The sequence below is a fragment of the Mesorhizobium temperatum genome (assembly GCF_002284575.1).
Lineage (GTDB): Bacteria > Pseudomonadota > Alphaproteobacteria > Rhizobiales > Rhizobiaceae > Mesorhizobium > Mesorhizobium temperatum.
The window spans coordinates 1-25226 of the sequence record NZ_NPKJ01000077.1; the positions used below are offsets into that span (position 1 = coordinate 1).

The following is a 25226-nucleotide window of genomic DNA, read 5'->3' on the forward strand; positions in this document are numbered from 1 at the left end:
CATCCCCAGCCTCGATGCGCTGGCGATAAAACCGGACAACTCACGTGCTACCTAATCCGGACAACTCATCTGCTTACGACATAGAGTGCCGTTATGTCTTGGCATTCGGCACCGGATCGACTAGATGAGCCCCGCGCCTGTTGCTTTGACGGCTCAGGTGCGGGGAAAGGGTGTCCGCTGGTTGACGGCGCCCACGGTGCGGAGTTCCGGACCGCAATCCCCAAGGGAGACGCATCTCCCCAACCCGCGCGGTGAAACCGGCCGCGGCGAAAATGCTAAGACGGAGAGGTGGCCGAGTGGTTGAAGGCGCACGCCTGGAAAGTGTGTTTACGGGAAACCGTAACGCGGGTTCGAATCCCGCTCTCTCCGCCAGATTTCCATACTAACAGGTTGTTTTAGCTGAGAAATACCTTTCCTTGCACCTTCGGTGAGCGGTTGGCGCTTTGCGCGGGCCCGCATTCTCGAACCATCCGGAACGACGCTTCCGCCTGCAATTTCCGTGAGGCAGCTTTCCCTTCAGCAAACGTCCGTTCAACGACGGTCGCCACGGCGGTGAACGCAAGTAGTGTACGGCGGGTGAACTTCGGGCATGCATCATATCCTTGCTATCTGACAGGCAGGTACACCATAGCACCGGCGCAACACTTCGGAGAGGCGCTCTAGGACGCGACTACATCGTCTGATGACAAAATGTATCCGTCTCCGCGTTGCTGGCCGGTTCCCCAAAAAAACCGAAAAAACGCAGCGTGGGTGGCCCCACAATCCGCACCCACCCCGCCTTCGGACAAACCGCCCCGGGCCGGCACGGACAAGGTGCCTGCTTCGCTCACCCATCAACAGCGGTGTGGCTTCTAGCCGCAAGCAATTGTTTGAAGCAGTTCCCGACACCACATGGTGTTCCATAGCCAGCCAAGCGAGATAAACTCGCCCGACGCAGTCGCTGCCCTCCACAGTGGAAATCAGACTATTGGATCATGGCGATGACGTACGGCCAACCTTTAGGAACCAGAAAGACATCATGCCTGAAAATACCGGACTAACTACGAGTGACGTCCCCCTCATTAAGCTAGGCCCCTATCAATGCCGCTTCCCGGTTCGCGAAGATCGGTCAGTACCCGGCGGTCACCGCTTTTGTGCTGGGCCAACTTCGCCTGACCGCGTGTACTGCGATCACCACCACAGCATCGTGACCGCCGTCGAGCCCCGTCGAGCCCGTTCGGGTTTCCACCTCGCTCAACGACGCGCCGCGTGAGTAGATACCGGGCGGCTGCACCTCGAACCGGTCTTAAGGGCTCGATGTGATGCTCTCCCACGTACGTTCGGGCACCACATCGTTGCGGGGCTAACCGTCCATCTGGTCCGTGGTTTGCCTGATAGGCGGTTTATTTGTCGTGCAACGTCCTCTTTCAGCCTAAGCTGCTCCACGCGTGGGGTACCAATGTCAGACTTTCACCGCTACTCCTCGTCACCGAAACCCAGCAGCGATGCGTTGCGTATGTGGCTGTGGTCGCCGCGAAGATGCTTGATGCGCAGCTTCACCCCGGGCCTGACCCATTGTGTCGCAGGCCGTTTCTTCATGGCCTCTGGCGGCGGCCCGGTGTGCTCCCGAACCCGCTTCAACAGCCGCTCCTTCATGTCGCGGCCCAGGCTGATGAAGGCGGAACCGACATATTTCCCGGTGCCGGGCTGTGCCAAAAAGGCGAAGGCCGCCTTGCCAGGCTCGCGCTCGACGCCCAGCAGTTCGAATTCATCGACCGTGAAGCTCTTGGTCTTCAGCCAGTTCGAGGTCGGGCCGCTGCGATATTTGCTGTCGGGGCGCTTCGAGACAATTCCCTCAAGCTCGACCTGCTCGACGAGATAGAAGACAGACTTCGCGTCACCAGGCATGGCCTCGCTGAACTGGATCCGGCTGTTCGGCTTGATGATGCCGTAGAGAATTTCGCGGCGCGCCTTGCAGCCGATGTCGCGCAGATCATGGCCGTTCAGATGCATGATGTCGAATGCGACGAGATACATGCCATAGGGATTGTTGTGGACGGCGTTCTGGAGCGCGTTGAAGTCGGGCATTCCGGCCTTGTCGGTGACGACCGCTTCGCCGTCGATGATGGCGTTCTCGACCTCGAGGTCCCCCGCGGCTTCCACAATGCCCAGATATTTACGCGTCCAGTCCTTGCCGGTTTTGGTGAAGACGCGAATATCCTCGGGGCCGTTGATAATGATCTGGGCGCGGTAGCCATCCAGCTTAATTTCGTGAATCCAGTCGTCGCCTTCAGGCGGCTTGGCCACCAGTTGGGGCTCCATCGGGGGGATAAACTCGAGCCGACCGGTGCCGGCACCTGCCCGCCTACGCATGGAACCTAGTCTAGGTCACCGGCGTATATTAGCCAGAGTTAACATAACGAAATTCAAAAAGGACGTGCGATATGGCAGACGACAAAACCAAACGCGACTTCCGTGACCGTAGCAAGATATCGGCGGACGATGAGTATGAGGTGAACTATTTCGCTCTGCAGAACAACATCACGCCGGAGCAGGTGCGCGAGCTGATCCGCAAGCACGGCAACGATCGGGCAACCCTGACCGACGCCGCGAAGGCATTGCCGGCACAATGATGACCAACTCTCAGAGGCGCGAGCCTTTGGCGGCTCAGCAATATCCCGACGCCGTTTAGCGTGGAGACCGCAGGTATTCATGAGACCGAGCGCGCCGTTTCGGCGGAGAAGACCACGAAGGCAAAGAGTAGTACGCTGACAGCGACGATCATTGAGCCGGTAGCGACGATCGGCTCAAGGGCCGGATTTCCATGCTGCATCAGGTAGAGAGCCAGTAACATCACGACCTGGCCAAGATTGTAGACGCCTTAATGGACCATCGCGATCCTGCGGGCGGCTTTTGCCGGGTTCAGGGCGTAGTACCCCCGAATATTGCACTTGTGACCCATCCCAGAAGATTGATGTGTGCGTGAGCCGGATAAGCACCGTGATTGCCTGAAATTGCCATCTGCAGGCCGGCTGCGATTCCCAAAACAAGAAAGACGATCGCTGTCTTGAAAAAGAGTTCCGAGATTTTCGGCTTGTCTTGTCCTCCCAAGCCGTTGCTGGCGGCCCGGCAGCCTATGGGGGTGACCGGCCAGCCACCGGGCCTAACCGGCTTGCGCCGGCTGACGAAAACATGCACTCACGCTAATGTAATTGCAACATCGACATGGTCGCCATACTGGCGAAAGACGCTAGCCATGACGCCGTAGGTGATCGACAAGGGCGCGCAGCTTCGGCGCGACGTTGCGACGGCTCGGATAATAGACGTAGAAGCCGGCAAAGCGCGGGCAATAGTCCTCGAGAACTGGCACCAGTTTGCCCCGATCGATCCACGGGCGAAAGCTCTCCTCCATGCCGAAGGTGATGCCGGCGCCGGCGACGGCGAGCTTTATCATCAACGCCATGTCGTTGGTCGTGATCTCCGGCGCAACCGCGACGATGAACTCCTTGCCGTTCTCGGCGAATTCCCAGCGATAGGGCGCGACCTTCGGTGCGCGGCGCCAGCCAATGCAGCGATGGCCGGCGATTTCCCTCGGATGCGAAGGCGCCCCGAACCGATCGCGATAGGCCGGCGCGCAGACGGCCAGCTGCCGCTCGTCACCGGCGACAGGCACCGCGATCATGTCCTGCTCGATCACCTCGCCGAGCCTGACGCCGGCATCGTATCCCTCGGCGACGATATCGAATTCCTCGTCCGTCACCGTGATGTCGATCTGAACATCCGGATTGGCTTCGGCAAAGGTCGCCAGGAACGGCCCTGAAAGAAAGCGCTCGGCGATCGACGAGACGGCGAGCCGCAACTGCCCGCGCGGACGCCCGCGCAGGTCCCCGGTGGTCTCCATCGCGGCGCGCATGTCGGCAATGGCGGGCGCTATTTCGGCGTAGAGGCGTTCGCCAGCCTCGGTCAGGCTGACGCTTCGCGTCGTGCGCTGGACAAGCGCAATACCGAGCGTCTCCTCCAGCCGCTTCATCGTCTGGCTCACCGCCGAGCGGGTGACGCCCATGCGGTCCGCAGCCGCGCGAAAGCTCCGCTCCTCGGCGACGAGGGCGAAGACGGCGAGCGCATTGAGATCCGGCTGCATTGGTTAGCTGTGCTTTCCACATTGGAAAGGAATGGTCGTCTTATCGCAACAGTGAAACAGATCCATCTTCCTGGCAACCGCTGCATCGCGGTTCGCAAGATCAACCAGACGGAGACGAAACATGTTCCTCAATAAAGTTGTGCTGATCACCGGGGCTTCGAGCGGCATTGGCGCCGCCATCGGCCGGGAGCTCGGTGCTGCCGGAGCAAAGGTCATACTCGGTGCGCGCCGCACCGATCGGCTGGACACACTCGCAGAAGAGATCAGGGCAAAGGGCGGGGAGGCCATGACACGCCGCCTGGACGTGACCGACCGCGCCGATGTCGCCGCCTTTGCCGAGACGGCGCGCCAGGCCTGGGGACGCGTCGACGCGATCGTCAATAATGCCGGCGTCATGCCGTTGTCGCTGATGGCGTCGATGAAGGTCGAGGAATGGGACCGGATGGTCGACGTCAACATCAAAGGCGTGCTCTACGGCATCGCCGCGGTGCTGCCGGAGATGACGGCCCGAGGCTCCGGCCATGTCGTCAACATCGCCTCCATCGGCGCGCTTTCGGTGTCGCCGACAGCCGCGGTCTATTGCGCAACCAAATACGCGGTCCGCGCCATCTCTGATGGCTTGCGGCAGGAGCACGACAACATCCGCGTCACGTGCATCCATCCCGGCGTGGTCGAGAGCGAGCTCGCCGACACGATCACCGATCCGGTCGCGGCGGAAGCGATGAAGACCTATCGCGCCATTGCGCTGCAGCCCGACGCGATCGGCCGTGCCGTGCGCTTTGCCATCGAACAGCCCGACGATGTCGACGTGAACGAGATCGTCATCCGGCCGACCGCCAGCAAGTAGGGAGGCAACAATGGGTTTTCGTTTTCACAGCTCGTACATCGCGATTGCCGTCGCGTTGCTGCTCGGCGCGGTTCCCCCGCGCGATCGCAACATCGCAAGCGCTCTCCGAGCTGTTCACTGAGCGTCGCGCCGCTCCCGGCAAACAACCCTGAGGAGCTGTCCATGAACAGATTTCGATGCTTGCCGCTGCCGTGTTTCTTGCCGGCGCCGTTTTACCCGCACAGAAAGGTCTCGCCCAGATGAATGCCGAGCAAAATACGGTTACCCAACCTTCGGCAAGCCATCCTTATGTCGGGATGTGGGTCACGGCCGATGGCTATATCCGCCACAACTTGCTCCCAAACGGTCGTTATGACGAAGCGCGCGGAAACCGTGAGAGCGCGTACCAGGGGCGCTATGAGATCCGAGGAAATCACATCGACTACTGGGACGACACCGGCTTTACTGCTGACGGAACGTTCATTGACGGCGTGCTGCATCACGCCGGTATGATCTTGTATCGGGAGAAGTAGTGGCAAAAGGTTTCGCATGGTGCCGCTGTACGATATGTCATTTGGTGCGACGCCAAAAAGGAGCTCATCTTGGCGACTGAACCACGTTCTCCACGGCTTGCAGTCCTGATCGACGCAGACAATGCCTCGGCCAAGATTGCCGACGGGTTGTTCGAGGAAATCGCCAAGATCGGCGAGGCGAGCGTTCGTCGCATCTATGGCGATTTTTCCAGCACCCGTTCGAAGGCTTGGGCCGATGTGCTGTCGAAGCATGCGATTATCCCGCAGCAGCAATTCGCCTACACCACCGGCAAGAACGCATCCGATATCACGCTCGTCATCGACGCGATGGACCTTCTCCACAGCGGGCGGTTCGAAGGCTTCTGCCTGGTGTCGTCCGACAGCGATTTCAGCCGCCTTGCCGCTCGCATCAGGGAACACGGGATCGACGTTTATGGGTTTGGCGAGCAGAAGACGCCGGAGAGTTTCCGGCAGGCATGCCGCCGGTTCGTATACACCGAGAACCTGCTTGCGACCGCACCAGCCAACGCTCACGATGCGGCGCCGACGAAATCTTTGCAAGCGCCGCGACGCCGATCATCACCAAGGTCATTTCACAGATGGGAACCGAGGACGGCTGGGTGCCGCTCGGCATCGTAGGCAATCAGCTCGCCAATCTGGCATCGGACTTCGATCCGAGAACCTTCGGCTTTCGCAAGCTGAGCGATCTCGTACGGAAGACCAATGCCTTTGAGATCGATCATCCCGAGGGCGGAGCGATGCGTATAAGGGTCAAGCCAGCTGCGAGGAGCCGAGAGAAATCGAAGTCGGCAGCGTCGCGCTGAGCCTTGCAAAAAGGTAACTGTCCGCGGTCCGATTTTGGCCTCTGGTCGGACCACTATTTCGCTGGCGGAAACCGCCATTCGGCGTATCATTCTTTTGGGGGAGGGTTCATGGCGGAGGAGGCCAATGAACATCGTTTCGAGAGTGCCTGTCGCTGACTTGACGGCCCAGGAACTTGTTTCATCTGCGCTTTCAAAATTTCGCGCCGGCGACACCATATCGACCAGAGCCGCAATTGACGCCATCCGCCGGGCAGCCCCGGGTTTTGAGGACAGCGATGACCATCTGGTCGAGCTTGTCGTGATGACCGCAATTGGTAGGACCATGGGGGTCGTGTTCGACCATCGGTCCCGCTAATGCATGTCGCCCTGCGCCCAATTAGCTTGCGCACTGTCGGAACTAGAGCGGCGACGTAAGCCACTCAGTAACCATGAATTGTGATCGGGATGGATCACGCCATTCGTCATCGGAACGAATAATCCCGCTGCGCCGTTCCTGTCCTTGGAGTCAAGGAGTGGCGGTAATGCGTGATGAACAATTCGACGTTCCGGTGACGATCGAGAGCGAACGGATCGGCCGCCTCCTCTCTGTGACGAGGACGGTCCAGGCGGCCTCACTTCTGGTCGACAAATGGCCAGACGAAAAGCGCGGGCCGAAATATCGCGCGGCCTTGAAAGCCATGATGGACGCGATGGAGCAGCGGCGGGCGGTTGGCAGTGCGCGGCGGGCATTCACGGCCGCCGCCAAGGAAGCCCATGTGTTTGTTCGCGAAGGCCGGCATTGAAGCGCGTCACGTCCGAAGAGATCGATGCGACGCTCTTTAAGTTCTTGTTTTATGCCTGTCGTTGTCCCAAGCCGCTGGCACTTTGGGCGACATGCATTGCTGTTGTTTTATGCGTGTCGTTGTCCCAAGCCGCTGCGCACTTGGGCGACATGCATTAAGGAACTTCACGAAATCTCCGTCGTTATGCTCTAGGTCGAAACGAGGAGAACTGCCATGCCCGACGACAAGACCAAGACCGACAACCGCGATCGCTCACAAGTTGCCGGCGACGAAGACTATGAGGTGAGGCATCTCGCCGAGGAAGCCGGCATTACTCCCGAACAGGCACGCACCTTGATCAAGCGCCACGGCACCGATCGCAAGGTGCTGCACAAAATAGCCGAGAGCATAAAGGCGTCGTGATGGCTGACAAGCGGACCACAATGGCGGATCGGAAGAAACGCGAACCGGACGACAAGGAGGCCCTGCGCCTGGCCGAGACCACCGACGTTTCGCCCAACCAGGCGAAGGATCTGATGCGCAAGCACGGCAAGGACCGCGCCAAGGTCGAGAAGGAAGCGAAGAACTTCAAGGCGGAAGGCTGAGCCGCCGACTTGGCGGAGTGTCCGCCCTCGCCGTATCCCCCGCATCACCGTCGCACGCGCCCGGCCATCCGCACGCTTCGCTTATCTGGCGTCGCGGGCCGGCAATCCTGAGCGGCTTATCAATTTTCTAACAAATTCGGCCTATTCCCGTTCTAACCATGGGAGCTGGGCTTTTGGCGCAAACAGAGAAAATCGCTGCGCGACGCGCCGTCGCGCTGTCGGTTGTCGTGCCGTGCTACAATGAAATCGGCGGGGTCGCCGAACTTTACCGGCGCGTCACAGCCGTTTGCCGTGAACAAGCGGGGCATTCCTACGAGATCGTGCTAGTCATCGACGGAGCCACCGACGGCACCCGCGAGGCCATTTTCGAACTCGCCAAACAGGACAGCCACGTCATCGGCATAGACCTCGCCCGAAATTACGGCCACCAGATTGCGCTCAGCGCCGGCCTGGAGTTTTGCCGCGGCCAGCGCATTCTCATTCTCGATGCCGACCTCCAGGACCCGCCGGAATTGCTCAAAGCCATGATGGCAAAGATGGATGAGGGGTTCGACGTCGTCTATGGCCAGCGGCTGAAGCGCCAGGGCGAAGGCTGGTTCAAGCGCGCAACCGCCGCATTGTTCTACCGTCTGCTGCGCAAGATGGTCGACGTCGACATGGCGCTCGATTCCGGGGATTTTCGCCTGATGAGCCGCCGCGCGCTCGATCATCTCAATGCGATGCCCGAGCGTTACCGCTTCATTCGCGGCATGGTGAGCTGGATCGGCCTGAAGCAGGTGGCTTTTGCCTATGAGCGGCACCAGCGCTTCGCAGGCACCACGCATTACCCATTGAAGAAGATGGTGCTTCTGGCAATGGATGCGATGACGAGCTTCTCCATCGTGCCCCTGCGGTTCGCCTCGCATCTCGGCTTGATCTTCGGCTTTCTCGGGCTTGCTGCGCTCGGCTACACGCTCTTCTCATGGTTTGCCGGCAGCGTGTTGCCCGGCTGGACCAGCCTGGCGGCAATCGTCCTGATCCTCGGCAGCGTCCAGCTTCTGGTCCTTGGGATTTTCGGGGAATATCTCGGGCGCATGTATATGGAGACCAAGCGGCGGCCGCTCTACCTCATAAACGAGATCGCTGCCCACGATCCTGCCGCCGGGAAGCTGCCCGTCCATCGCCTTCAGGAAATGGCCCATGAACTGACGAAGGGAGCCGCGCGTGCTTCAGGCCGAGTTTGACCAGTTCGCGCTGGAGTATCAGCAGCAGCATGCCGCAAGTATCCGGCTGAGCGGCGAAACCCCGGATTTCTTCGCGCAGTACAAGATCGACGATGTCGCGGCAAGGCTCGCCCACTCAGGCGTGAAGCCGCGGCGGATACTCGACTTCGGCGCGGGTGTCGGCAATTCGCTGGGACCTCTGCGCGCCGCATTTCCCGACAGCGAAATCACCTTGCTCGACCCCTCGTCGCAGTCGCTCGACATCGCCCGCAAGCGCTTTCCCGGCCAGGCCGATTTCAGGCACTTCGACGGCGAAACGATCCCTTACGACGACGCGAGTTTCGATCTCGCCTTCGCCGCCTGCGTGTTCCATCACATCCCCGAAAACCTCCATGTCGCCCTGATCAAGGAGATCGAGAGAGTGCTGACCGGCGGTGGCAGCTTCTTTTTGTTCGAGCACAATCCCTGGAATCCGCTGACGACGAACGCGGTGCGAAACTGTGCTTTCGACGAGAACGCAGTTCTGATCAACAGCCGCGATGTGCGCAAGCGAATGGCTGCGGCCGGCTTCTCCAAATCCGATGTCGTCTACCGGATCTTTTTCCCACGCGTGCTCGCAAGATTGCGACCCTTGGAGCGCTTCCTGACCAGGATGCCTATGGGAGCCCAATATTTCGTGCATGCGGTCAAGCCTGCCGTTTGAGCGGACGCCCTCCCCTCGGATGAGCGACAAGCTGAAACCGCCAATCGATCTGCCGCAGAGCGGCCTGGAGCTATGATATGAACGGGATTCAGGCGACCGTAGCGACCGTTGCGACCGCGTCGTCGGTCAACGACGCGCAGCGGGCCAGGGTGATGTTCTGCCTGCTCGTCGCGCCTCTCGTGGCCTTCGCGCTTTCCGCCCACACCCAAGCCATCCTGCAGGACCCCGACTGTTGGTGGCAGGTCAAGGTTGGGCTCGATCTGCTGGCAAATCGTACGTTCCCGGTTGTCGACAGCTATTCTCATACCTTCGCCGGACACCCGTGGATCGCCAAGGAATGGCTTGGACAGGTTCTCCTTGCGCTCGCCTACACGGCAAGTGGCTGGAACGGCGTGGCGGTGCTGATCATCTCAATCATCGCCCTGACGGGCGCGCTGCTGTCATGGTATCTCAGCACATGGTTGAGACCGACGGCGGCAGTGGGACTGGCCTTGTTCGCGGCGGCCTTGATCTCCCCGATCTACACCGCGCGTCCGCACATCTTCACCTTGCCCATCATCGTGATCTGGACCGCAATGCTTTTTCGCGCAGCGCGCAATGAGCAGGGACCGCCTCTATGGCTGCTTGCCCTGCTTGTCCTGTGGGCCAATCTCCACGCGACCTTTACCATCGGCTTCGTCATCGCGGCTTTCGCCGGCCTCGATGTTCTTGTGCGAAGCCGCCTGTCCAACCCCGTACTCCTTGGCAAATGGGTTGCCTTCGGACTGCTTTGCCCGGTGGTCAGCTTAATCAATCCCTATGGCATCAAGGCCATCCTCGCCACTTTCACCGTAGCCTATGGCAATGAAGCGGTTCCCTTGATTATCGAGTGGAAACCGTTCGACGCCTCGGATCAACGGTTCCAGGAACTGGGTATCCTACTGTTCGTTTTCGCGCTGCTTGTGTCGAAACTTCGCATCGGCTGTGCGAAGGCGCTGTTCATCGTCTTTGCCTTGCATATCTATCTCACCCATCTGCGCTTCATGTACCTGTTCTTTCTGCTGGTCCCGATCGTGCTTGCGGCCGAGATTGCGGAGCAATATCCCGCGCTTTCCCTGGCGAGATGGGTGTCCGACAGGCGCGACGGGCTGGAACGGTTTTTCGCAGAGCGATTTTACCGGATTTGCGGCGTGGCAGGCGTTTTGCTGGTGATTACAACCGCAATGCTCACGAGCGCCTATCCGGTCGCGCCGAGCCAGAAGACTTCGGCCAAGGATGCGCTCGCATTCGTCGAAAGCCATCATCTGTCAGGCAACGTCCTGAATTCCTACAACTTCGGCGGCAGCTTGATTTTCCATGGAATCAAGACATTCATCGACGGCCGGACAGATCAGCTCTTTCTCAACGGCTTTATGAAGACAGATGCCGAGACAGGACGCAGCGGCGGAAAGCCTGTCCTCGTAGCCCAGCTTGAGAAGCATGCGATAGACTGGGCCTTGCTGACGCCGGACGACAGCCGCATTCCATTCTTCGATGAATTGGGCTGGAAGCGGGCGTATGCGGACGACTACGCCGTGATCTATACGCGCGATCGTTGATTTTCGGCAGCTTCGCGCCGATTGTCTTAAATGCCGTGCAAAATCCCTATAGGATTTTTATTTCTTTCCTCTTTGCCCCGGCTCGAACCTTTATGGGGTTTTGATCCATATTCCGTCGGGAAGGACTTATCTTGGTCGCCATTACCGTCGCGACCGAGTGTCTTCACATGACTTCAACCCTGCCGGCTGCAGGCAAGGCAGTGCAAAACGAAAATAAGGAGCAAGTCCGATGGACATCATCGTTCTCGGAATAGGGTTTTTATTTTTCGCCCTGTTCTTCGCCTTCATCAAAGCTTGCGACAGTCTTTAAGCGGAAGGATCGCAACATGCTTGTCGACTATATCCTCGGTGGCGCTGTGACCTTGTTCCTTCTCGCCTACCTGACATACGCCCTCGTTCGCCCAGAACGTTTCTAACGGCAACTGGCGAAGGCAGGAAAGCTATTTCAATGACCTTCAACGGATGGATACAGATCCTCGTCTATTGCGGGATCGTCGTTTTGCTCGTGAAGCCGCTCGGCGGCTACATGCACCGCGTTTTCGGCGGCGACCGCACATTCCTCTCGCCGATTTTGGGTCCTGTCGAGCGGAGCCTTTATCGCATCTCGGGAACCAGCGAGCGCGAGGAGCAGCACTGGACCACCTATGCGGCAGCCTTGCTGTTCTTCAACCTCGCCGGTTTCCTGGTGCTTTACTTCCTGCAGCGGCTGCAAGGCAGCCTGCCTTACAATCCGGCCGGTATGAGCGCCGTCGAACCCGGTCTCGCCTTCAACACCGCCGCCAGCTTCATGACCAACACCAACTGGCAGAACTACGGCGGCGAAAGCACGATGTCCTATCTCGTGGAGATGGCCGGCCTCACCGTGCAGAACTTCCTGTCCGCGGCGACCGGCATCGCCATCGCAATCGCGCTGATCCGCGGCTTCACCAAGGCCTCCGGCAAATCGATCGGCAATTTCTGGGTCGATATGACCCGGTGCACGCTTTACCTGCTGTTGCCGCTCTGCATCGTGCTGACGCTGGTCTATGTCTATCTCGGCATACCGCAGACGCTCAGCGCCTATCTCGACGCCACAACGCTGGAGGGCGCGCGGCAGACGATCGCGGTCGGGCCAGCAGCCTCGCAGATCGCCATCAAGATGCTCGGCACCAATGGCGGCGGCTTCTTCAACGCCAATGCCGCGCATCCTTTTGAAAATCCCGACGCGATCTCGAACCTGATCCAGATGGCTTCGATCTTCGCCATCGGTGCGGCGCTGACCAACGTCTTCGGCCGCATGAACGGCAACCAGCGCCAGGGTTGGGCAATCTTGACCGCGATGGCCGTCCTGTTCATCGCCGGCGTCGCCGTCTGCTACTGGGCGGAAGCATCAGGCAATCCGCTGGTTCATGCGCTGGGCATCGACGGCGGCAACATGGAAGGCAAGGAAACGCGCTTCGGCATCGCTTTGTCGGCGCTGTTTGCGGTCATCACCACAGCCGCGTCCTGCGGCGCCGTCAACGCCATGCATGACAGCTTCACCGCGCTTGGCGGCATGATTCCGATCATCAACATGCAGCTCGGCGAGGTCATTGTCGGCGGTGTCGGCGCCGGTCTCTACGGCATCCTGATGTACATCGTGATCGCCGTCTTCGTCGCCGGACTGATGGTCGGACGCACGCCCGAATATCTCGGCAAGAAGATCGAAGCCAAGGAGATCAAGATGGCGATGCTCGCCATTCTCTGCCTGCCGCTGGCGATGCTGATCTTCACCGCCATCGCGGTGGTGCTGCCGACAGGCGTCGCTTCGATGGCCAATGCCGGCCCGCACGGCTTCTCCGAGGTTCTCTATGCCTACACCTCGGCTGCCGCCAACAACGGCTCGGCCTTTGGCGGCCTGACCGGCAACACCCCCTGGTACAACATCACGCTCGGCATCGGCATGCTGATGGGCCGCTTCCTGGTCATCATCCCGGCTCTGGCGATCGCCGGTTCGCTGGTCGCCAAGAAGACGGTGCCCGCCTCCGCCGGCACCTTCCCGACCGACGGGCCGCTGTTCGTCGGGCTGCTGGTCGGCGTCATTCTGATCGTCGGTGGCCTCACCTTCTTCCCGGCGCTGGCGGTCGGACCGATCGTCGAGCACCTGGCTGGCATCCACGGGCAGACATTCTGAAACCGCCCCACCTTGGATCAATGTCATGTCCTGGTTCGAAACCATACGCCGCAAGATTCGACATCGAGCCTATCAGAAGGGGGCAACCCCGCCTCCTTTCCCGACCATGTCCACGTTCTTCGGCATTGCGGCCGTCATGATCGTAATCTGGCTGCTGGCCTCCGGGCTTCCGCATCTTCTTTCGGCATACGATCGATCGGCGCCATCCAACAACATCGATACTGGAGCCACTAAATGAGCCAGTCCAAATCCGCTGTTATCATGGATGCCCGCATCCTGCTGCCCGCCATCGACGGGGCCTTCAGGAAACTGAACCCGCGCACCTTGATGCGCAATCCGGTGATGTTCGTCGTCGCTGTCGTCTCGGCGCTCACGTCAGTCCTGTTCGTCAAGGATCTTGTCATTGGTGGCGGCGATCTCGGCTTCTCGCTGCAGATCATCATCTGGCTGTGGTTCACCGTGCTTTTCGCCAACTTCGCCGAAGCGGTCGCCGAAGGCCGAGGCAAGGCGCAGGCCGACTCGCTGCGCAAGGCGCGCACCGAGACCCAGGCCAAGCTGTTGAGCGGCGACGACCGCACCAAGTTCAAGCTGGTGCCCGGCACCAGCCTGAAGGTCGGCGACGTGGTGCTCGTCGAGGCTGGCGACATCATTCCATCGGACGGCGAGGTGATCGAAGGCGTCGCTTCGGTCAACGAGGCGGCGATCACCGGCGAATCTGCTCCGGTGATCCGTGAATCCGGCGGCGACCGTTCGGCGGTGACCGGCGGCACGCAGGTATTGTCCGACTGGATCCGCGTGCGCATCACCGCGGCCTCCGGCCATACGTTCCTCGACCGCATGATCTCGCTGGTCGAAGGCGCTGCGCGCCAGAAGACGCCCAACGAGATCGCGCTCAACATCCTGCTCGTCGGCATGACGCTGATCTTCGTGCTGGCGACGGCGACGATCCCGAGTTTCGCCGCCTATTCGGGCGGCTACATCTCGGTGACCGTCCTGGTCGCCCTGTTCGTCACCTTGATCCCGACGACGATCGGGGCGCTGCTTTCGGCCATCGGCATCGCCGGCATGGATCGCCTGGTGCGGTTCAACGTGCTGGCCATGTCGGGCCGCGCCGTCGAGGCGGCTGGCGACGTCGACACGCTGCTGCTCGACAAGACCGGCACGATCACGCTCGGCAATCGCCAGGCGACGGCATTCCGTCCGGTCAAGGGTGTCACCGAGCAGGAGCTGGCCGACGCGGCGCAGCTTGCCTCGCTTGCCGATGAAACGCCGGAAGGCCGCTCGATCGTCGTGCTGGCGAAGGAGAAATACGCCATCCGCGCCCGCGACATGGCAACACTGCATGCCACTTTCGTGCCCTTCACCGCGCAAACCCGCATGAGCGGCGTCGACCTCGATGGCTCGTCGGTGCGCAAGGGCGCGGTCGATTCGGTGCTCGCCCACGTCAATCGTTCGACCGTCGCCACGCATGGTACGCGCCCCAGCAGCGACATCGTCCGCGACCTGCAGGCGATCGCCGACGACATCGCCAAATCCGGCGGCACGCCGCTGGCGGTCGAGCGCGACGGACGCCTGCTCGGCGTCGTCCATCTCAAGGACATCGTCAAGGGCGGCATCAGGGAACGCTTCGCCGAACTGCGCAAGATGGGAATCCGCACGGTGATGATCACCGGCGACAATCCGATGACGGCGGCGGCGATCGCGGCGGAGGCCGGCGTCGACGATTTCCTTGCCCAGGCGACGCCCGAGGACAAGCTGAAGCTCATCCGCGACGAACAGGCCAAGGGCAAGCTCGTCGCCATGTGCGGCGACGGCACCAATGATGCGCCCGCCCTTGCGCAGGCCGATGTCGGCGTTGCGATGAACACCGGCACGGTCGCCGCACGTGAAGCCGGCAATATGGTCGACCTCGACAGCGATCCGACCAAGCTGATCGAGATCGTGGAAATCGGCAAGGCGCTGCTGATGACGCGCGGCTCGCTGACGACCTTCTCCATCGCCAACGACGTGGCCAAGTATTTTGCCATCATCCCGGCCATATTCGCCGTCTTCTACATCGCGCCGGGGCAGACATCAGGTCCGCTGCAGGCGCTCAACATCATGCATCTGGCAACGCCGCAGAGCGCCATTCTCTCGGCCATCATCTTCAACGCACTGATCATCATCGCGCTGATCCCGCTGTCGCTGAGAGGCGTCAGATATCGCGCGATCGGCGCGGGCGCGCTGCTCAGCCGCAACCTTCTTGTCTACGGCCTCGGCGGCATCATTGTCCCCTTCGTCGGCATCAAGGCGATCGACATGGCCATCACCGCGCTTGGCCTCGCATAAGGAATTAAGTCCATGCTCAAGCAAATCAGACCCGCGATCATCATGATCGTTTTCTTCACCGTGCTAACCGGCCTGATCTATCCGATCGGCATGACCGGCATTGCTCAAGCTGTGTTCCCGCGCCAGGCCAATGGCAGTCTGATCGAGAAAGACGGCAAGGTCATCGGTTCCGAACTGATCGGCCAGGCTTTTGCCAGCGACCGCTATTTCCATGGCCGTCCGTCGGCTGCCGGCGATGGTTACAATGCCGCCTCATCGAGCGGTTCGAATCTCGGTCCGACCAACCCCAAGCTGATCGACCGCATCAAGGGCGATGCCAACAGACTGAAGGCGGAAAATCCGAACCAGCCGGTGCCGATGGATCTGGTAACGACTTCAGGCAGCGGCCTCGATCCGCATATCAGCCCCGAAGCCGCCTATTTCCAGGTCGCCAGGGTGGCCAGGGCCAGGGGCGTCGATGAAGCCAGGATCAAATCTCTTGTCGACAGCCATGTCGAGGACCGCGAGCTCGGTTTCATGGGAGAGCCGGTGGTAAATGTGCTGGCGCTCAACCTGGCGCTGGACGAGGCCACCAAGCAATGAATAGTGGGCCGGGGATCGACACCATCCTCGGCGCCATTCATGATCGATTCTGATGCCGGACGACAGCCGCAACGAAACCAGACCCTCACCCGACGCACTGCTTGATCATGCGGAGCGGGAGGCGCGCGGCCGTCTGCGGATATTCCTGGGCGCAGCACCCGGTGTCGGCAAGACCTATGAAATGCTGATGTCGGGCCGTGCAAGATTGGCCGACGGGGTAGACGTGGTGATCGGCGTCGTCGAAACGCACGGCCGCAAGGAAACCCAGGTGCTGGTCGACGGCTATGAGGTGATCCCCCGTCGCCAGGTCGACTACAAGGGGCGCATCCTCGAGGAAATGGACCTCGATGCCATCCTTTCCCGGCGTCCGGCGCTGGTCCTCGTCGACGAGCTTGCCCACACCAACGCGCCGGGCAGCCGCCATCCCAAGCGCTATCTCGACGTTCAGGAAATCCTGACGCACGGTATCGACGTCTACACGACGCTCAACATCCAGCATGTCGAAAGCCTGAACGATGTCGTGGCGCAGATCACGCGCGTCAGGGTGCGCGAGACGGTTCCAGACTCCATCATCGATCAGGCCGACGACATCGAGATCATCGATCTCACTCCCGACGACCTGATCAAGCGGCTCGAGGAAGGCAAGGTCTACATCCCCAGTACCGCCCAGCGCGCGATCGAGAACTATTTCTCGCCGGGCAATCTGACGGCGCTCAGGGAACTGGCGCTCCGCCGCACCGCCCAGCGCGTCGACGAGCAACTGCTGATCCACATGCAGGCCCACGCCATACCCGGGCCCTGGGCGGCCAGCGAACGTGTCCTGGTCTGGGTCGACGAGGATCCGCGCAGCGCGTCGCTTGTGCGCTATGCCCGCCGCCAGGCCGAGCGGCTGCGTGCATCATGGCTGGCGCTCTATGTCGAGACGCCGCGCTCGACCGGCCTATCCGAGCAGGATCGCGACAGGCTCGCATCGACGCTTCGCCTTGCCGAACAATTGGGCGGCGCTGCCGTCACCATACCCGGCCAGGACGTCGCCGCTGACATCCTGCGCTACGCGGCGGCGAACAACGTCACCCACATCATCACTGGCAAGCCGCGCAAGCCGCGCTGGCGGCAATTGTTTGACGGCGCCGTCACCTATGATTTGATACGCGACGCGGGAAAGATCAGTGTCCATGTCGTCTCCGGCGACGTCCAGGCGCAAGCCCAGCCGTCGCGGGGTATCACCCCGGCCCAACCGGCGCGTTTCGACATCAAGCCCTATTTGATCGTCACAGGCTACGTCGTCGCGGGGCTACTTTTCGGGCTGCTGTTGTCGCGCGTGCTCGACGTGCGAAACATCGCCCTAGTCTTCCTAATGGCGGTGCTGGTGTCTGCGGTCACCGCGGGTCTGTGGCCTGCGATATTCGCTTCTGTTCTCAGCGCCTTGGCCTTCAATTTCTTCTTTCTCGACCCGCTCTACACCTTCAACATCAGCGACACGGAAAGTGTCGTCGCGCTCGGCTTCCTCTTCTGCGTGGCGATCATCGCCAGCAATCTGACGGCGCGGGTGCAGCGCCAGGCCGTGGCGGCACAGTCCCGCGCCCGCACAACCGAAGACCTTTATCTGTTTTCGAAGAAGCTGGCGGGAACTGGCACGCTCGACGACGTGCTTTGGGCGACTGCCTTCCAGATAGCCTCGATGCTGAAGCTGCGCGTGGTGCTGCTGCTGCCCGAAAACGGCACGATCACGGTCAAGGCCGGCTATCCTCCGGACGACACGCTGGCTGAGGCAGACATCGCTGCAGCACTCTGGGCTTGGGAGCACAACCGCGCCGCAGGGCGCGGCGCGGACACGCTGCCCGGGGCAAAACGCCTCTATGTTCCGTTGCGGACGGGGCGTACTGCTGTCGGCGTCGTCGGCCTCGACAACGACAAGCAAGGTCCGCTGCTGACGCCCGAGCAGCAGCGCCTGCTTGATGCCCTCACCGATCAGGCGGCGGTGGCCATCGAGCGTATCCAGCTTGTCGCCGACGTCGACCGGGCCAAGCTCGAGGCTGAGGCGGACCGCCTGCGCTCGGCGCTGCTCACCTCGATTTCCCATGATCTGAAAACACCGCTTGCCGCCATCATGGGCGCCGCCGGCACTTTGCAGGAATTTGCGCCAGCGCTTCCCGAAGCAGACCGGGCGGACCTGCTGTCGACCGTGCTCGACGAATCGGAACGGCTGAACCGCTTCATCGCCAATCTGCTCGACATGACCAAGATCGAATCCGGTGCGATGGAGCCGAACTACGCATTCCACTATGTCGGCGACATTGTCGGCACCGCGCTGCACCGGGCCAGGAAAATCATCGGCGAACACAAGACCGAAATGGACATTCCCACGGATCTGCCGATGTTGAGGATCGACCCCGTCCTGTTCGAGCAAGCGCTGTTCAACCTCCTCGACAATGCCGCCAAATACGCGCCGCCAGGTTCGACGATCCGCCTGCAGGGCTGGGCCGACAATGGTTCCGTCATCCTGCAGATCATGGACGAGGGGCCGGGCATTCCGCCAGCCGATCTGGAGCGCGTTTTCGACACGTTCCATCGAGTGCGCAAGGGCGACCAGGTCCGTGCCGGCACCGGGCTCGGGCTCTCGATCTGCCGCGGCTTCATCGAGGCGATGGGCGGGACGATTTCGGCGGCCAACAGGACCGACCGCTCGGGTGCGGTTTTCACCATCAGGATGCCGGTGCCGGCAGACCAACGTGCGGACACCCGACATGGATGACTTGCCATGACGAACCTGGACGTCAGGATATTGGTCGTCGATGACGAACCGCCGATCCGCAAGCTGCTCCGCGTCGGCCTTGGCAGCCAGGGCTATGCGATCAGCGAGGCGCCCAACGCCAAGATGGCGATCGAATTGATGGAGACGGAAAAGCCGGACCTGATCCTGCTCGATCTCGGCCTGCCCGGCATGGGCGGCCACGAATTGCTGCGTAAATGGCGGGACGACGGCCTGGATGTTCCCGTGGTCATCCTTTCCAGCCGCACCGACGAGGCCGGCATCGTCTCGGCGCTTGAGCTCGGCGCCGACGACTATGTCACCAAGCCGTTCGGCATGAACGAGCTTGTCGCGCGCATCCGCGTGGCGCTCCGCCACAAGTTCCAGCAGCAAGGCGAGAAGCCGGTCTTCCACACCGGCGATCTCACGGTCGATTTGGTAAAGCGCATCGTCACGATCGAGGGCAGGGAGATTAAGCTCTCGCCGAAGGAGTACGACATCCTGCGCATCCTCGTGCAGCACGCGGGCAAGGTTCTCACCCACCAGTTTCTTTTGAAGCAGGTCTGGGGCGATTCGACCGACGTGCAGTATCTCAGGGTCTATGTGCGGCAGCTCAGGCAAAAGATCGAGAAAACGCCCGACCAGCCGCGTTACATCACCACCGAAACCGGCGTCGGATATCGTCTGCGCGAAGTGGATTGAAGCGAGGGGCGGGGCGACGCTCAATCGGCCGAGAGCTCCGCGGCGCGCCGCTGAACCCGGTCAATGAGATGGGAAAGCTGATCGGCTGGCCTGTGTCGACCGCAACCGCATTGATTTTCAAAATGGTGGCGGCCTTGAGCAGCGGCGTGATTTTCGCGTTGAATGCCACAGGCACCAGGCAACCGACGATCTACCAAATGCTGAACTGCAGGATTCCCTCCAATTTCCTGTCGTCGATCTCGAGATTTATCCCCTTGCCCGGCGCGCATGGGGTCGATCGGCATCGAGTCCGGCAGCTCAACCCGCCAATTCCGCTTCGGCGAGGCTTTAACCATGGCATCACCAGACAAACGCCCTATATGATTGGAGGCTCAGTTTCGCGTGGGAATGGATAGATGTCGCCGCTTCGCCTATCGACGATCTTTATGTCGGCAACCCTGGCAACAGCGATGCTGTCGGGCGCTGCTGTCTCCGCGCAGAACGTCACTCCCGCCAACCGCAACGCGCTGGTCCTGCAGGGCGAATTGCAGATGCTGGAGAACAGGCTGCGGCGGCAGCAATATCAGCAGCAGCAACAGCAGTTCCGTGCCCAGGATCGCGAGGTCGCGCCGCAACGGCCAGATGTGCCGCAGATGAAGCCTACTTGCCAGTTGCGGCGGTCGGGCAGCCGCTTCATCAGCATCTGCCGCTGATGAGCCGGCGTTTTCATTTATTTAGCCGATATGCTTGAACGCCGCTCTACTTAAAGTAGCATCAAAGGCGGTTTTGATTTTCGCAACGTGCCTTTGCGCTTGGGCACTGCCCTGATTGGATCGTCGGGAATGGCAGCCACCAAGAAGAAGGTCGTACGCAAGGCGAGGAAGGGCGAGCGGATCCGTCAGGTCGCGGCGATTCCCTTTCGGCTGGGCGAGCGTGGTGACGTCGAGGTGATGCTGGTCACCTCGATATCGACAAGGCGCTTTATCGTGCCCAAGGGCTGGCCGATGAAGGGCAAGAGTGGGCGCAAGGCAGCCACCATCGAAGCGCAGGAGGAAGCCGGCGCCCTCGGCAAGACGCTGAAGCAGCCGGCAGGCACCTATTCCTACTGGAAGCGGCTGACGAACCGCTTCGTCCGCGTCGACGTCACCGTCTACCTGCTGGCGGTGACGGAGGAACTGGCCAACTGGCAGGAGGCCAAAAGGCGGCAGCGGGCATGGCTGGCGCCGGAAGACGCAGCCGTGCTTATCGACGAGCCCGATCTTTCAACGCTTCTGAAGAACCTAAAAATTCCCCAACCGGCGCCCGCTGGCGAACTTGAACCAAGGCCTCATTTGGAGTCACCATCTCCCTGAGGGAACGGCCGCACCGGCGTGCCGGTATAGGCCCACAACCATTCGCGCGGCAGTGGTCCCTTGTTGCGGTCGCTCTGTTGCGACTGTTCCCACGCATGCGCCAATATGCCGACCGAGCGCGAGAGCACGAAAAGGCCGCGTGTCAGCGGCGGCGGAAACCCGAGCTCGCCATAGATGACGGCGGTGGCGCCGTCGATGTTGAGCGAGATCTTCTTGCCCTTGCGCCGCGCGACCTCGGCCTCAACAGCCTCGGCGATGTCGGCGAAACGTCCGCTGACGACGCCGCGCGCGGCAAAATCGCGGGTCAGCTCGATGAGGCGCGGCGCCCGCGGATCGACCGGGTGGAAGCGATGGCCGAGCCCCGGCACATAGGATTTCTCCTCGGCGAAGAAGCGATCGAGGCGCGACGCGACAGCATCGGCAAGCGTCACGCCTCCATCCAGTGCCGCGGCGATGTCGCCGTAGAAGGCAAGCGCCTGTTCACCGGCGCCGCCATGCACGTCGCCAAGCACATTGATGGCTGAGGCCATGGCACTGTTGATGCCGACGCCGCAGGTGGCCGCCATGCGGGCAATGGCGATCGACGGCGCCTGCGGCCCGTGGTCGACGGCGGCCCCCAGCGCGATGCCGAGCAGCGCCGCCTGCTCCTCACCAGGCAGTTCGCCGCGCAGCATCAGCCAGATCATCGCCGGAAAGCTGACGCGGCCGATCAGGTCCTGGATCTCATAGCCGCGCAGCCGGATCACGCCAGGGCGCATTTCGATGATATCGGTCTGCCACCATTCCTCGCCGCGTTCACGGCCGGTTTTTTTCCCAACGTTGCTCATGTTCTCGCGTCGCTCATGCCTGCGCCCTTTTCTTGACGCGCGGCGGCAGACTGGCAAACACCTCGTCCATATGCTCGCCCAGTGCCGGCGGCGGCTTGGTCGGCAACGGTGCTGCACCATCGACCATGAACCCGCCGCGCACGACGGTCAGCGGTCGGTCGATGTTCGGCATGCTATCGAAACGGGTGGTCATGTCGCGCTCGATCACTTGCTGCTCGGCCAGCACCTGCGGGATCGTCAGCACCCTGCCCGCCGGCACGCCTGCGCGATTGAGCGTCTCCTCCCAGGCCGCGGCCGAGCTGTTCGCCAGGGCATCCTCGATCAGTGCCTTCAAGGCGATGCGATTGCGCTTGCGCGTCTCGCGCTCGGCAAAGCGCGGGTCCGAGGCCAGCTCCGGCAGCCCGACCAGCCGGCAGAGCGTGACGAACTGCTCCTGCTTGTTGGCGGCGATGTTGAGCAAGCCGTCGCCGGTGCGAAACGTTCCGGAAGGTGCCGCCGTCATGTTCTCGTTGCCCATCGGCTGCGGCTCGACGTCAGCCGTCAGATAGTTGGAGACCGGCCAGCCCAGCGCGGAGAGCGTGCATTCGAGCATCGACACGTCGAGGAAGGCGCCCTCGCCTGTCGTCTTCTGCTTCACAAGTGCCGCGGCGATCGCGAACGCTCCGACCAGTCCGCCCAGCGTGTCGGCGACCGGATAACCGACCCGCAGCGGCGCGGTCTCCGGCGTGCCGGTGATGCTCATGATGCCTGAAAGGCCCTGGATGATCTGGTCGTAGGCGGGATTGTCGCGCATCGGCCCGGTCTGGCCGAAGCCCGAAATCGCGCAATAGACAAGGCTGGGGCGGACCTCTTTCAGCCTGGCATAGCCGAGTCCCAGCCGGTCCATCACGCCGGGGCGGAAATTCTCGACCAGCGCGTCGGCGGAGGCGACCAGATCGAGAAAGCGTTCGCGATCGGCCTCTTTCTTGAGATCGAGCACCACCGATCGTTTGCCGGCGTTCTGCGCCAGGAACGAAGCGCCCATGCCAGCGCTGTTGAGTTCCGGCGAGCCGCCGAGCTGGCGCGCCAGGTCGCCGCCTTGCGGCGCCTCGACTTTGATCACATCGGCCCCGAGCAGCGCCAGCTGATAAGCACAGTAAGGGCCAGCCAGAACATTGGTCAGGTCGAGGACTCGGATACCGGTCAGCAGATCGGTCATGATGTTACAGACAGGTCAGGCATCGCCCGGCACATGCTCCGGTCCGCGCAGGCGCCTGCGTTCGACGTAAGCGTAGATATGCGGCCCAATCAGCCCGATGAACGCCAGCGTCAGCAGCGTCAGCGACAGCGGGTGCTTGTAGAACACCGACCAGTCGCCGTTCGAGATGGTCATCGCGCGGCGGAACTGCGTTTCGGCGAGCGGCCAGAGGATCATGCCGATGATGACCGGCGCCGTCGGGAAATCGAAGCGCCGCATCAGGAATCCGGCCCCGCCGAGCAGATAGAGGATGACGAGGTCGGTCGGCGACTGCGAAATACCGTAGGTGCCGACCGTGGCGAACACCAGGATACCGGCATAGAGCTGCGGCGCCGGGATTTTCAGCAGCCGCACCCACAACCCGATCAGCGGCAGGTTGAGGATGACGAGGATGATGTTGGCGATGAACAGGCTGGCGATCAGCCCCCAGACCAGATTGGCCTGCGTCATGAACAGCATCGGCCCGGGATTGATGCCATAGCTCTGGAAGGCCGACAGCATGATCGCGGCCGTCGCCGAGGTCGGCAGGCCGAGCGTCAGCATCGGCACCAGCACGCCGGCAGCCGATGCGTTGTTGGCGGCTTCCGGTCCGGCAACGCCTTCAATGGCGCCGACCGTCCCGAACTCCTCCTTGTGTTTGGATAGCTTCTTCTCGATCGCATAGGACAGGAAGGTCGGGATTTCGGCGCCGCCGGCCGGCAGGGCGCCGATCGGGAAGCCGAGCAGGGCGCCGCGCAGCCAAGCCTTCCACGAGCGTGCCCATTCGTTCGCCGTCATGTAGAGCGAGCCCTTCAGCGGCACGATCTCGTCCTTGCCGGCATAGCGGCGCGAGGCCATGTAAAACGTCTCGCCGACTGCAAAGAGGCCGACGGCGACGACGATCACGTCGACGCCGTCGAGCAATTGGCTCATGCCGAAGGTGAAGCGCGGCTGCCCGGTCTGCAGGTCGACGCCGATCATGCCGATGACGAAGCCGACGAACAGGCTGGTCAGGCCGCGCACCGACGACGAGCCGAGCACCGCTGAAACCGTGATGAAGGCCAGCACCATCAGCGAAAAATATTCGGCCGGGCCGAAAGACAGAGCGAATTTGACCACGACCGGGGCCAGGAAAGCGACGCCCAGCGTGCCAAGTGTGCCGGCGACGAAGGAGCCGATCGCCGAAGTGGCAAGTGCCGCGCCGCCGCGGCCGGAACGGGCCATCCTGTTGCCTTCCAGCGCAGTGACGATGGTAGCACTTTCGCCCGGCGTGTTGAGCAGGATCGATGTCGTCGAACCGCCATACATGGCGCCGTAATAGATACCGGCAAACAGGATGAAGGATGCTTCCGGCGCCACCTGATAGGTGATCGGCAAAAGCAGCGCGATGGTCAGCGCCGGTCCGAGGCCGGGCAGCACGCCGATCGCTGTCCCCAGCGTCGTGCCGAGCAGGCACCACATGAGGTTGACCGGCGTAAAAGCGACTGAAAATCCGTGCGCGAGATGGCTGAGCGTTTCCATGGCTTCAGCCTCTCAACATACGGATAATCGAATCGAGACCCGTGTTCAGCTGGTTCTCAATGAAGCCGGCGCCGATATTGACGCCGAGCGCCCTGGCGAAGCCGAAATAGGCGGCAAGCGCCAGGATCAGGCCGAGCAGCACGTCACGCAACGGATGTCTGCTGCCAAACCCGTGGCAGATGAGAACGAACATGATCACCGAGGCTGCGGTGAAGCCAAGCGGCTGGATCAGAACAAGGTTCGCGACCAGTCCGACGGCGACGATGCCCATCGCCTTCCAGTCGGTCGGCGTTTCCTTTTCCTCTTCCGGTTGCCAGCCGCCCCGCAGGGCGGCGACGATCAACAGGAGGGATAGGATCGTCATGCCGAACATGGTGATGTAGGGGAAGACGGTCGGGCCGACCTTGGAGTAGAGCGGCGACACCGGAATCGACAGCGTCTGCCAGGCTACTGCGCCGGCGCAGGCGAGAAGCCCGATGCCGATCAGCAATTCGGGCACGGCAAGGCGCGGCCGCGCCGCCTGCTGGTCGCTGGTGCTCATGATCGTCCTCCCTGGATAGGCCGGTCTCCCACAGCCGACCCCACCGCAGTTTCACTCGCGCTGGATCGTATGTCCATGCGGCTGGCGAACATCGGAAAGGGGCAGTGCAGACCGCCCCTCTCC

The 25226-nt window shown here is 61.7% G+C and carries 26 protein-coding genes, 1 tRNA gene and 2 pseudogenes; 22 read left to right on the top strand and 7 right to left on the bottom strand.

Features of this window, described 5'->3' with window-relative positions; translation table 11 throughout:
* Positions 1-282 precede the first annotated feature (282 nt).
* A tRNA-Ser gene (locus tag CIT26_RS34935) sits at positions 283-372 on the top strand.
* A gap of 1083 nt (positions 373-1455) precedes the next feature.
* Here the strand turns inward: CIT26_RS34935 and CIT26_RS34940 are convergent.
* Positions 1456-2286, bottom strand: coding sequence for an ATP-dependent DNA ligase (locus tag CIT26_RS34940; protein ID WP_245319676.1), 831 nt, complete (start codon positions 2284-2286; stop codon positions 1456-1458).
* A 137-nt stretch (positions 2287-2423) separates the two neighbouring features.
* Here CIT26_RS34940 and CIT26_RS34945 point away from each other — a divergent pair, with 137 nt between their 5' ends.
* Positions 2424-2612 carry a DUF3606 domain-containing protein gene (locus tag CIT26_RS34945; protein WP_095496819.1) on the top strand — a complete coding sequence of 63 codons (189 nt, stop codon included), beginning with the start codon at positions 2424-2426 and terminating at the stop codon, positions 2610-2612.
* Between the two features lie 77 nt (positions 2613-2689).
* Here the strand turns inward: CIT26_RS34945 and CIT26_RS34950 are convergent.
* Together CIT26_RS34950 and CIT26_RS34955 are read right to left on the bottom strand one after the other, a co-directional pair.
* A pseudogene (locus CIT26_RS34950) lies at positions 2690-3090 on the bottom strand (hypothetical protein).
* Between the two features lie 139 nt (positions 3091-3229).
* A complete protein-coding gene (locus CIT26_RS34955; protein ID WP_095496820.1) occupies positions 3230-4120 on the bottom strand; it encodes a LysR family transcriptional regulator in 891 nt (296 codons plus the stop codon).
* Positions 4121-4241: 121 nt separating this feature from the next.
* Here CIT26_RS34955 and CIT26_RS34960 point away from each other — a divergent pair, with 121 nt between their 5' ends.
* From CIT26_RS34960 to CIT26_RS35055, 20 genes and pseudogenes are all read left to right on the top strand, one after another.
* Complete coding sequence (locus tag CIT26_RS34960; RefSeq protein WP_095496821.1) at positions 4242-4967, top strand: SDR family oxidoreductase; 726 nt, start codon at positions 4242-4244, stop codon at positions 4965-4967.
* A gap of 239 nt (positions 4968-5206) precedes the next feature.
* Positions 5207-5479, top strand: coding sequence for an Atu4866 domain-containing protein (locus CIT26_RS34965; protein ID WP_245319679.1), 273 nt, complete (start codon positions 5207-5209; stop codon positions 5477-5479).
* A gap of 69 nt (positions 5480-5548) precedes the next feature.
* A pseudogene (locus tag CIT26_RS34970) lies at positions 5549-6303 on the top strand (NYN domain-containing protein).
* Between the two features lie 124 nt (positions 6304-6427).
* A complete protein-coding gene (locus CIT26_RS34975) occupies positions 6428-6658 on the top strand; it encodes a hypothetical protein (RefSeq protein ID WP_095496823.1) in 231 nt (76 codons plus the stop codon).
* Positions 6659-6824: 166 nt separating this feature from the next.
* Positions 6825-7085, top strand: a complete 261-nt coding sequence (locus CIT26_RS34980) for a DUF982 domain-containing protein (RefSeq protein WP_165848838.1) — start codon at positions 6825-6827, stop codon at positions 7083-7085.
* A gap of 213 nt (positions 7086-7298) precedes the next feature.
* The gene (locus CIT26_RS34985; protein ID WP_095496825.1) at positions 7299-7487 is read left to right on the top strand and encodes a DUF3606 domain-containing protein; all 189 of its coding nucleotides are present in this window, start codon (positions 7299-7301) and stop codon (positions 7485-7487) included.
* Positions 7487-7669, top strand: a complete 183-nt coding sequence (locus CIT26_RS34990; RefSeq protein WP_167391651.1) for a hypothetical protein — start codon at positions 7487-7489, stop codon at positions 7667-7669. Before CIT26_RS34985 ends, CIT26_RS34990 begins: the two co-directional genes overlap by 1 nt.
* A gap of 173 nt (positions 7670-7842) precedes the next feature.
* Positions 7843-8892: a glycosyltransferase family 2 protein gene (locus CIT26_RS34995; protein ID WP_167391652.1), complete on the top strand. Its 1050-nt coding sequence runs from the start codon at positions 7843-7845 to the stop codon at positions 8890-8892.
* A complete protein-coding gene (locus tag CIT26_RS35000; RefSeq protein WP_095496827.1) occupies positions 8873-9574 on the top strand; it encodes a class I SAM-dependent methyltransferase in 702 nt (233 codons plus the stop codon). The genes CIT26_RS34995 and CIT26_RS35000 overlap by 20 nt, the downstream gene beginning before the upstream one ends.
* Positions 9575-9651: 77 nt before the next feature.
* Positions 9652-11151: a hypothetical protein gene (locus CIT26_RS35005; RefSeq protein WP_095496828.1), complete on the top strand. Its 1500-nt coding sequence runs from the start codon at positions 9652-9654 to the stop codon at positions 11149-11151.
* Between the two features lie 326 nt (positions 11152-11477).
* Complete coding sequence (locus CIT26_RS35010; protein WP_036266998.1) at positions 11478-11567, top strand: K(+)-transporting ATPase subunit F; 90 nt, start codon at positions 11478-11480, stop codon at positions 11565-11567.
* A gap of 32 nt (positions 11568-11599) precedes the next feature.
* Positions 11600-13303, top strand: coding sequence for a potassium-transporting ATPase subunit KdpA (kdpA, locus tag CIT26_RS35015; RefSeq protein ID WP_095496829.1), 1704 nt, complete (start codon positions 11600-11602; stop codon positions 13301-13303).
* A gap of 25 nt (positions 13304-13328) precedes the next feature.
* Complete coding sequence (locus CIT26_RS35020) at positions 13329-13541, top strand: hypothetical protein (protein ID WP_095496830.1); 213 nt, start codon at positions 13329-13331, stop codon at positions 13539-13541.
* Entirely contained in the window at positions 13538-15631 is a 2094-nt protein-coding gene (gene kdpB, locus CIT26_RS35025) for a potassium-transporting ATPase subunit KdpB (protein ID WP_095496831.1), read from the top strand. The genes CIT26_RS35020 and kdpB overlap by 4 nt, the downstream gene beginning before the upstream one ends.
* A 12-nt stretch (positions 15632-15643) precedes the next feature.
* Positions 15644-16213: a potassium-transporting ATPase subunit KdpC gene (gene kdpC, locus CIT26_RS35030; RefSeq protein ID WP_095496832.1), complete on the top strand. Its 570-nt coding sequence runs from the start codon at positions 15644-15646 to the stop codon at positions 16211-16213.
* A gap of 52 nt (positions 16214-16265) precedes the next feature.
* Positions 16266-18968, top strand: a complete 2703-nt coding sequence (locus CIT26_RS35035) for a sensor histidine kinase (protein ID WP_095496833.1) — start codon at positions 16266-16268, stop codon at positions 18966-18968.
* A gap of 6 nt (positions 18969-18974) precedes the next feature.
* Entirely contained in the window at positions 18975-19667 is a 693-nt protein-coding gene (locus CIT26_RS35040; protein WP_095496834.1) for a response regulator transcription factor, read from the top strand.
* 68 nt (positions 19668-19735) lie between these two features.
* A complete protein-coding gene (locus CIT26_RS38140; RefSeq protein ID WP_245319681.1) occupies positions 19736-20062 on the top strand; it encodes a hypothetical protein in 327 nt (108 codons plus the stop codon).
* A complete protein-coding gene (locus CIT26_RS35050) occupies positions 20063-20359 on the top strand; it encodes a hypothetical protein (protein WP_095496835.1) in 297 nt (98 codons plus the stop codon). It abuts the gene before it with no gap.
* A 129-nt stretch (positions 20360-20488) separates the two neighbouring features.
* Positions 20489-20998 (top strand): NUDIX hydrolase, encoded by a 510-nt coding sequence (locus CIT26_RS35055; protein ID WP_095496836.1) that lies wholly within the window; start codon positions 20489-20491, stop codon positions 20996-20998.
* On the opposite strand, the gene CIT26_RS35060 is transcribed toward CIT26_RS35055, so the two are convergent.
* From CIT26_RS35060 to CIT26_RS35075, 4 genes are read right to left on the bottom strand one after another with little or no spacing between them, the layout of a single operon-like run.
* Positions 20974-21825: a citryl-CoA lyase gene (locus CIT26_RS35060; protein ID WP_095496837.1), complete on the bottom strand. Its 852-nt coding sequence runs from the start codon at positions 21823-21825 to the stop codon at positions 20974-20976. The two genes, CIT26_RS35055 and CIT26_RS35060, sit on opposite strands and share 25 nt — an antisense overlap.
* 13 nt (positions 21826-21838) lie before the next feature.
* Positions 21839-23023, bottom strand: coding sequence for a CaiB/BaiF CoA transferase family protein (locus tag CIT26_RS35065; RefSeq protein WP_095496838.1), 1185 nt, complete (start codon positions 23021-23023; stop codon positions 21839-21841).
* Between the two features lie 15 nt (positions 23024-23038).
* Complete coding sequence (locus CIT26_RS35070) at positions 23039-24562, bottom strand: tripartite tricarboxylate transporter permease (protein WP_095496839.1); 1524 nt, start codon at positions 24560-24562, stop codon at positions 23039-23041.
* A gap of 4 nt (positions 24563-24566) precedes the next feature.
* Complete coding sequence (locus tag CIT26_RS35075) at positions 24567-25103, bottom strand: tripartite tricarboxylate transporter TctB family protein (protein WP_095496840.1); 537 nt, start codon at positions 25101-25103, stop codon at positions 24567-24569.
* Positions 25104-25226 lie beyond the last annotated feature (123 nt).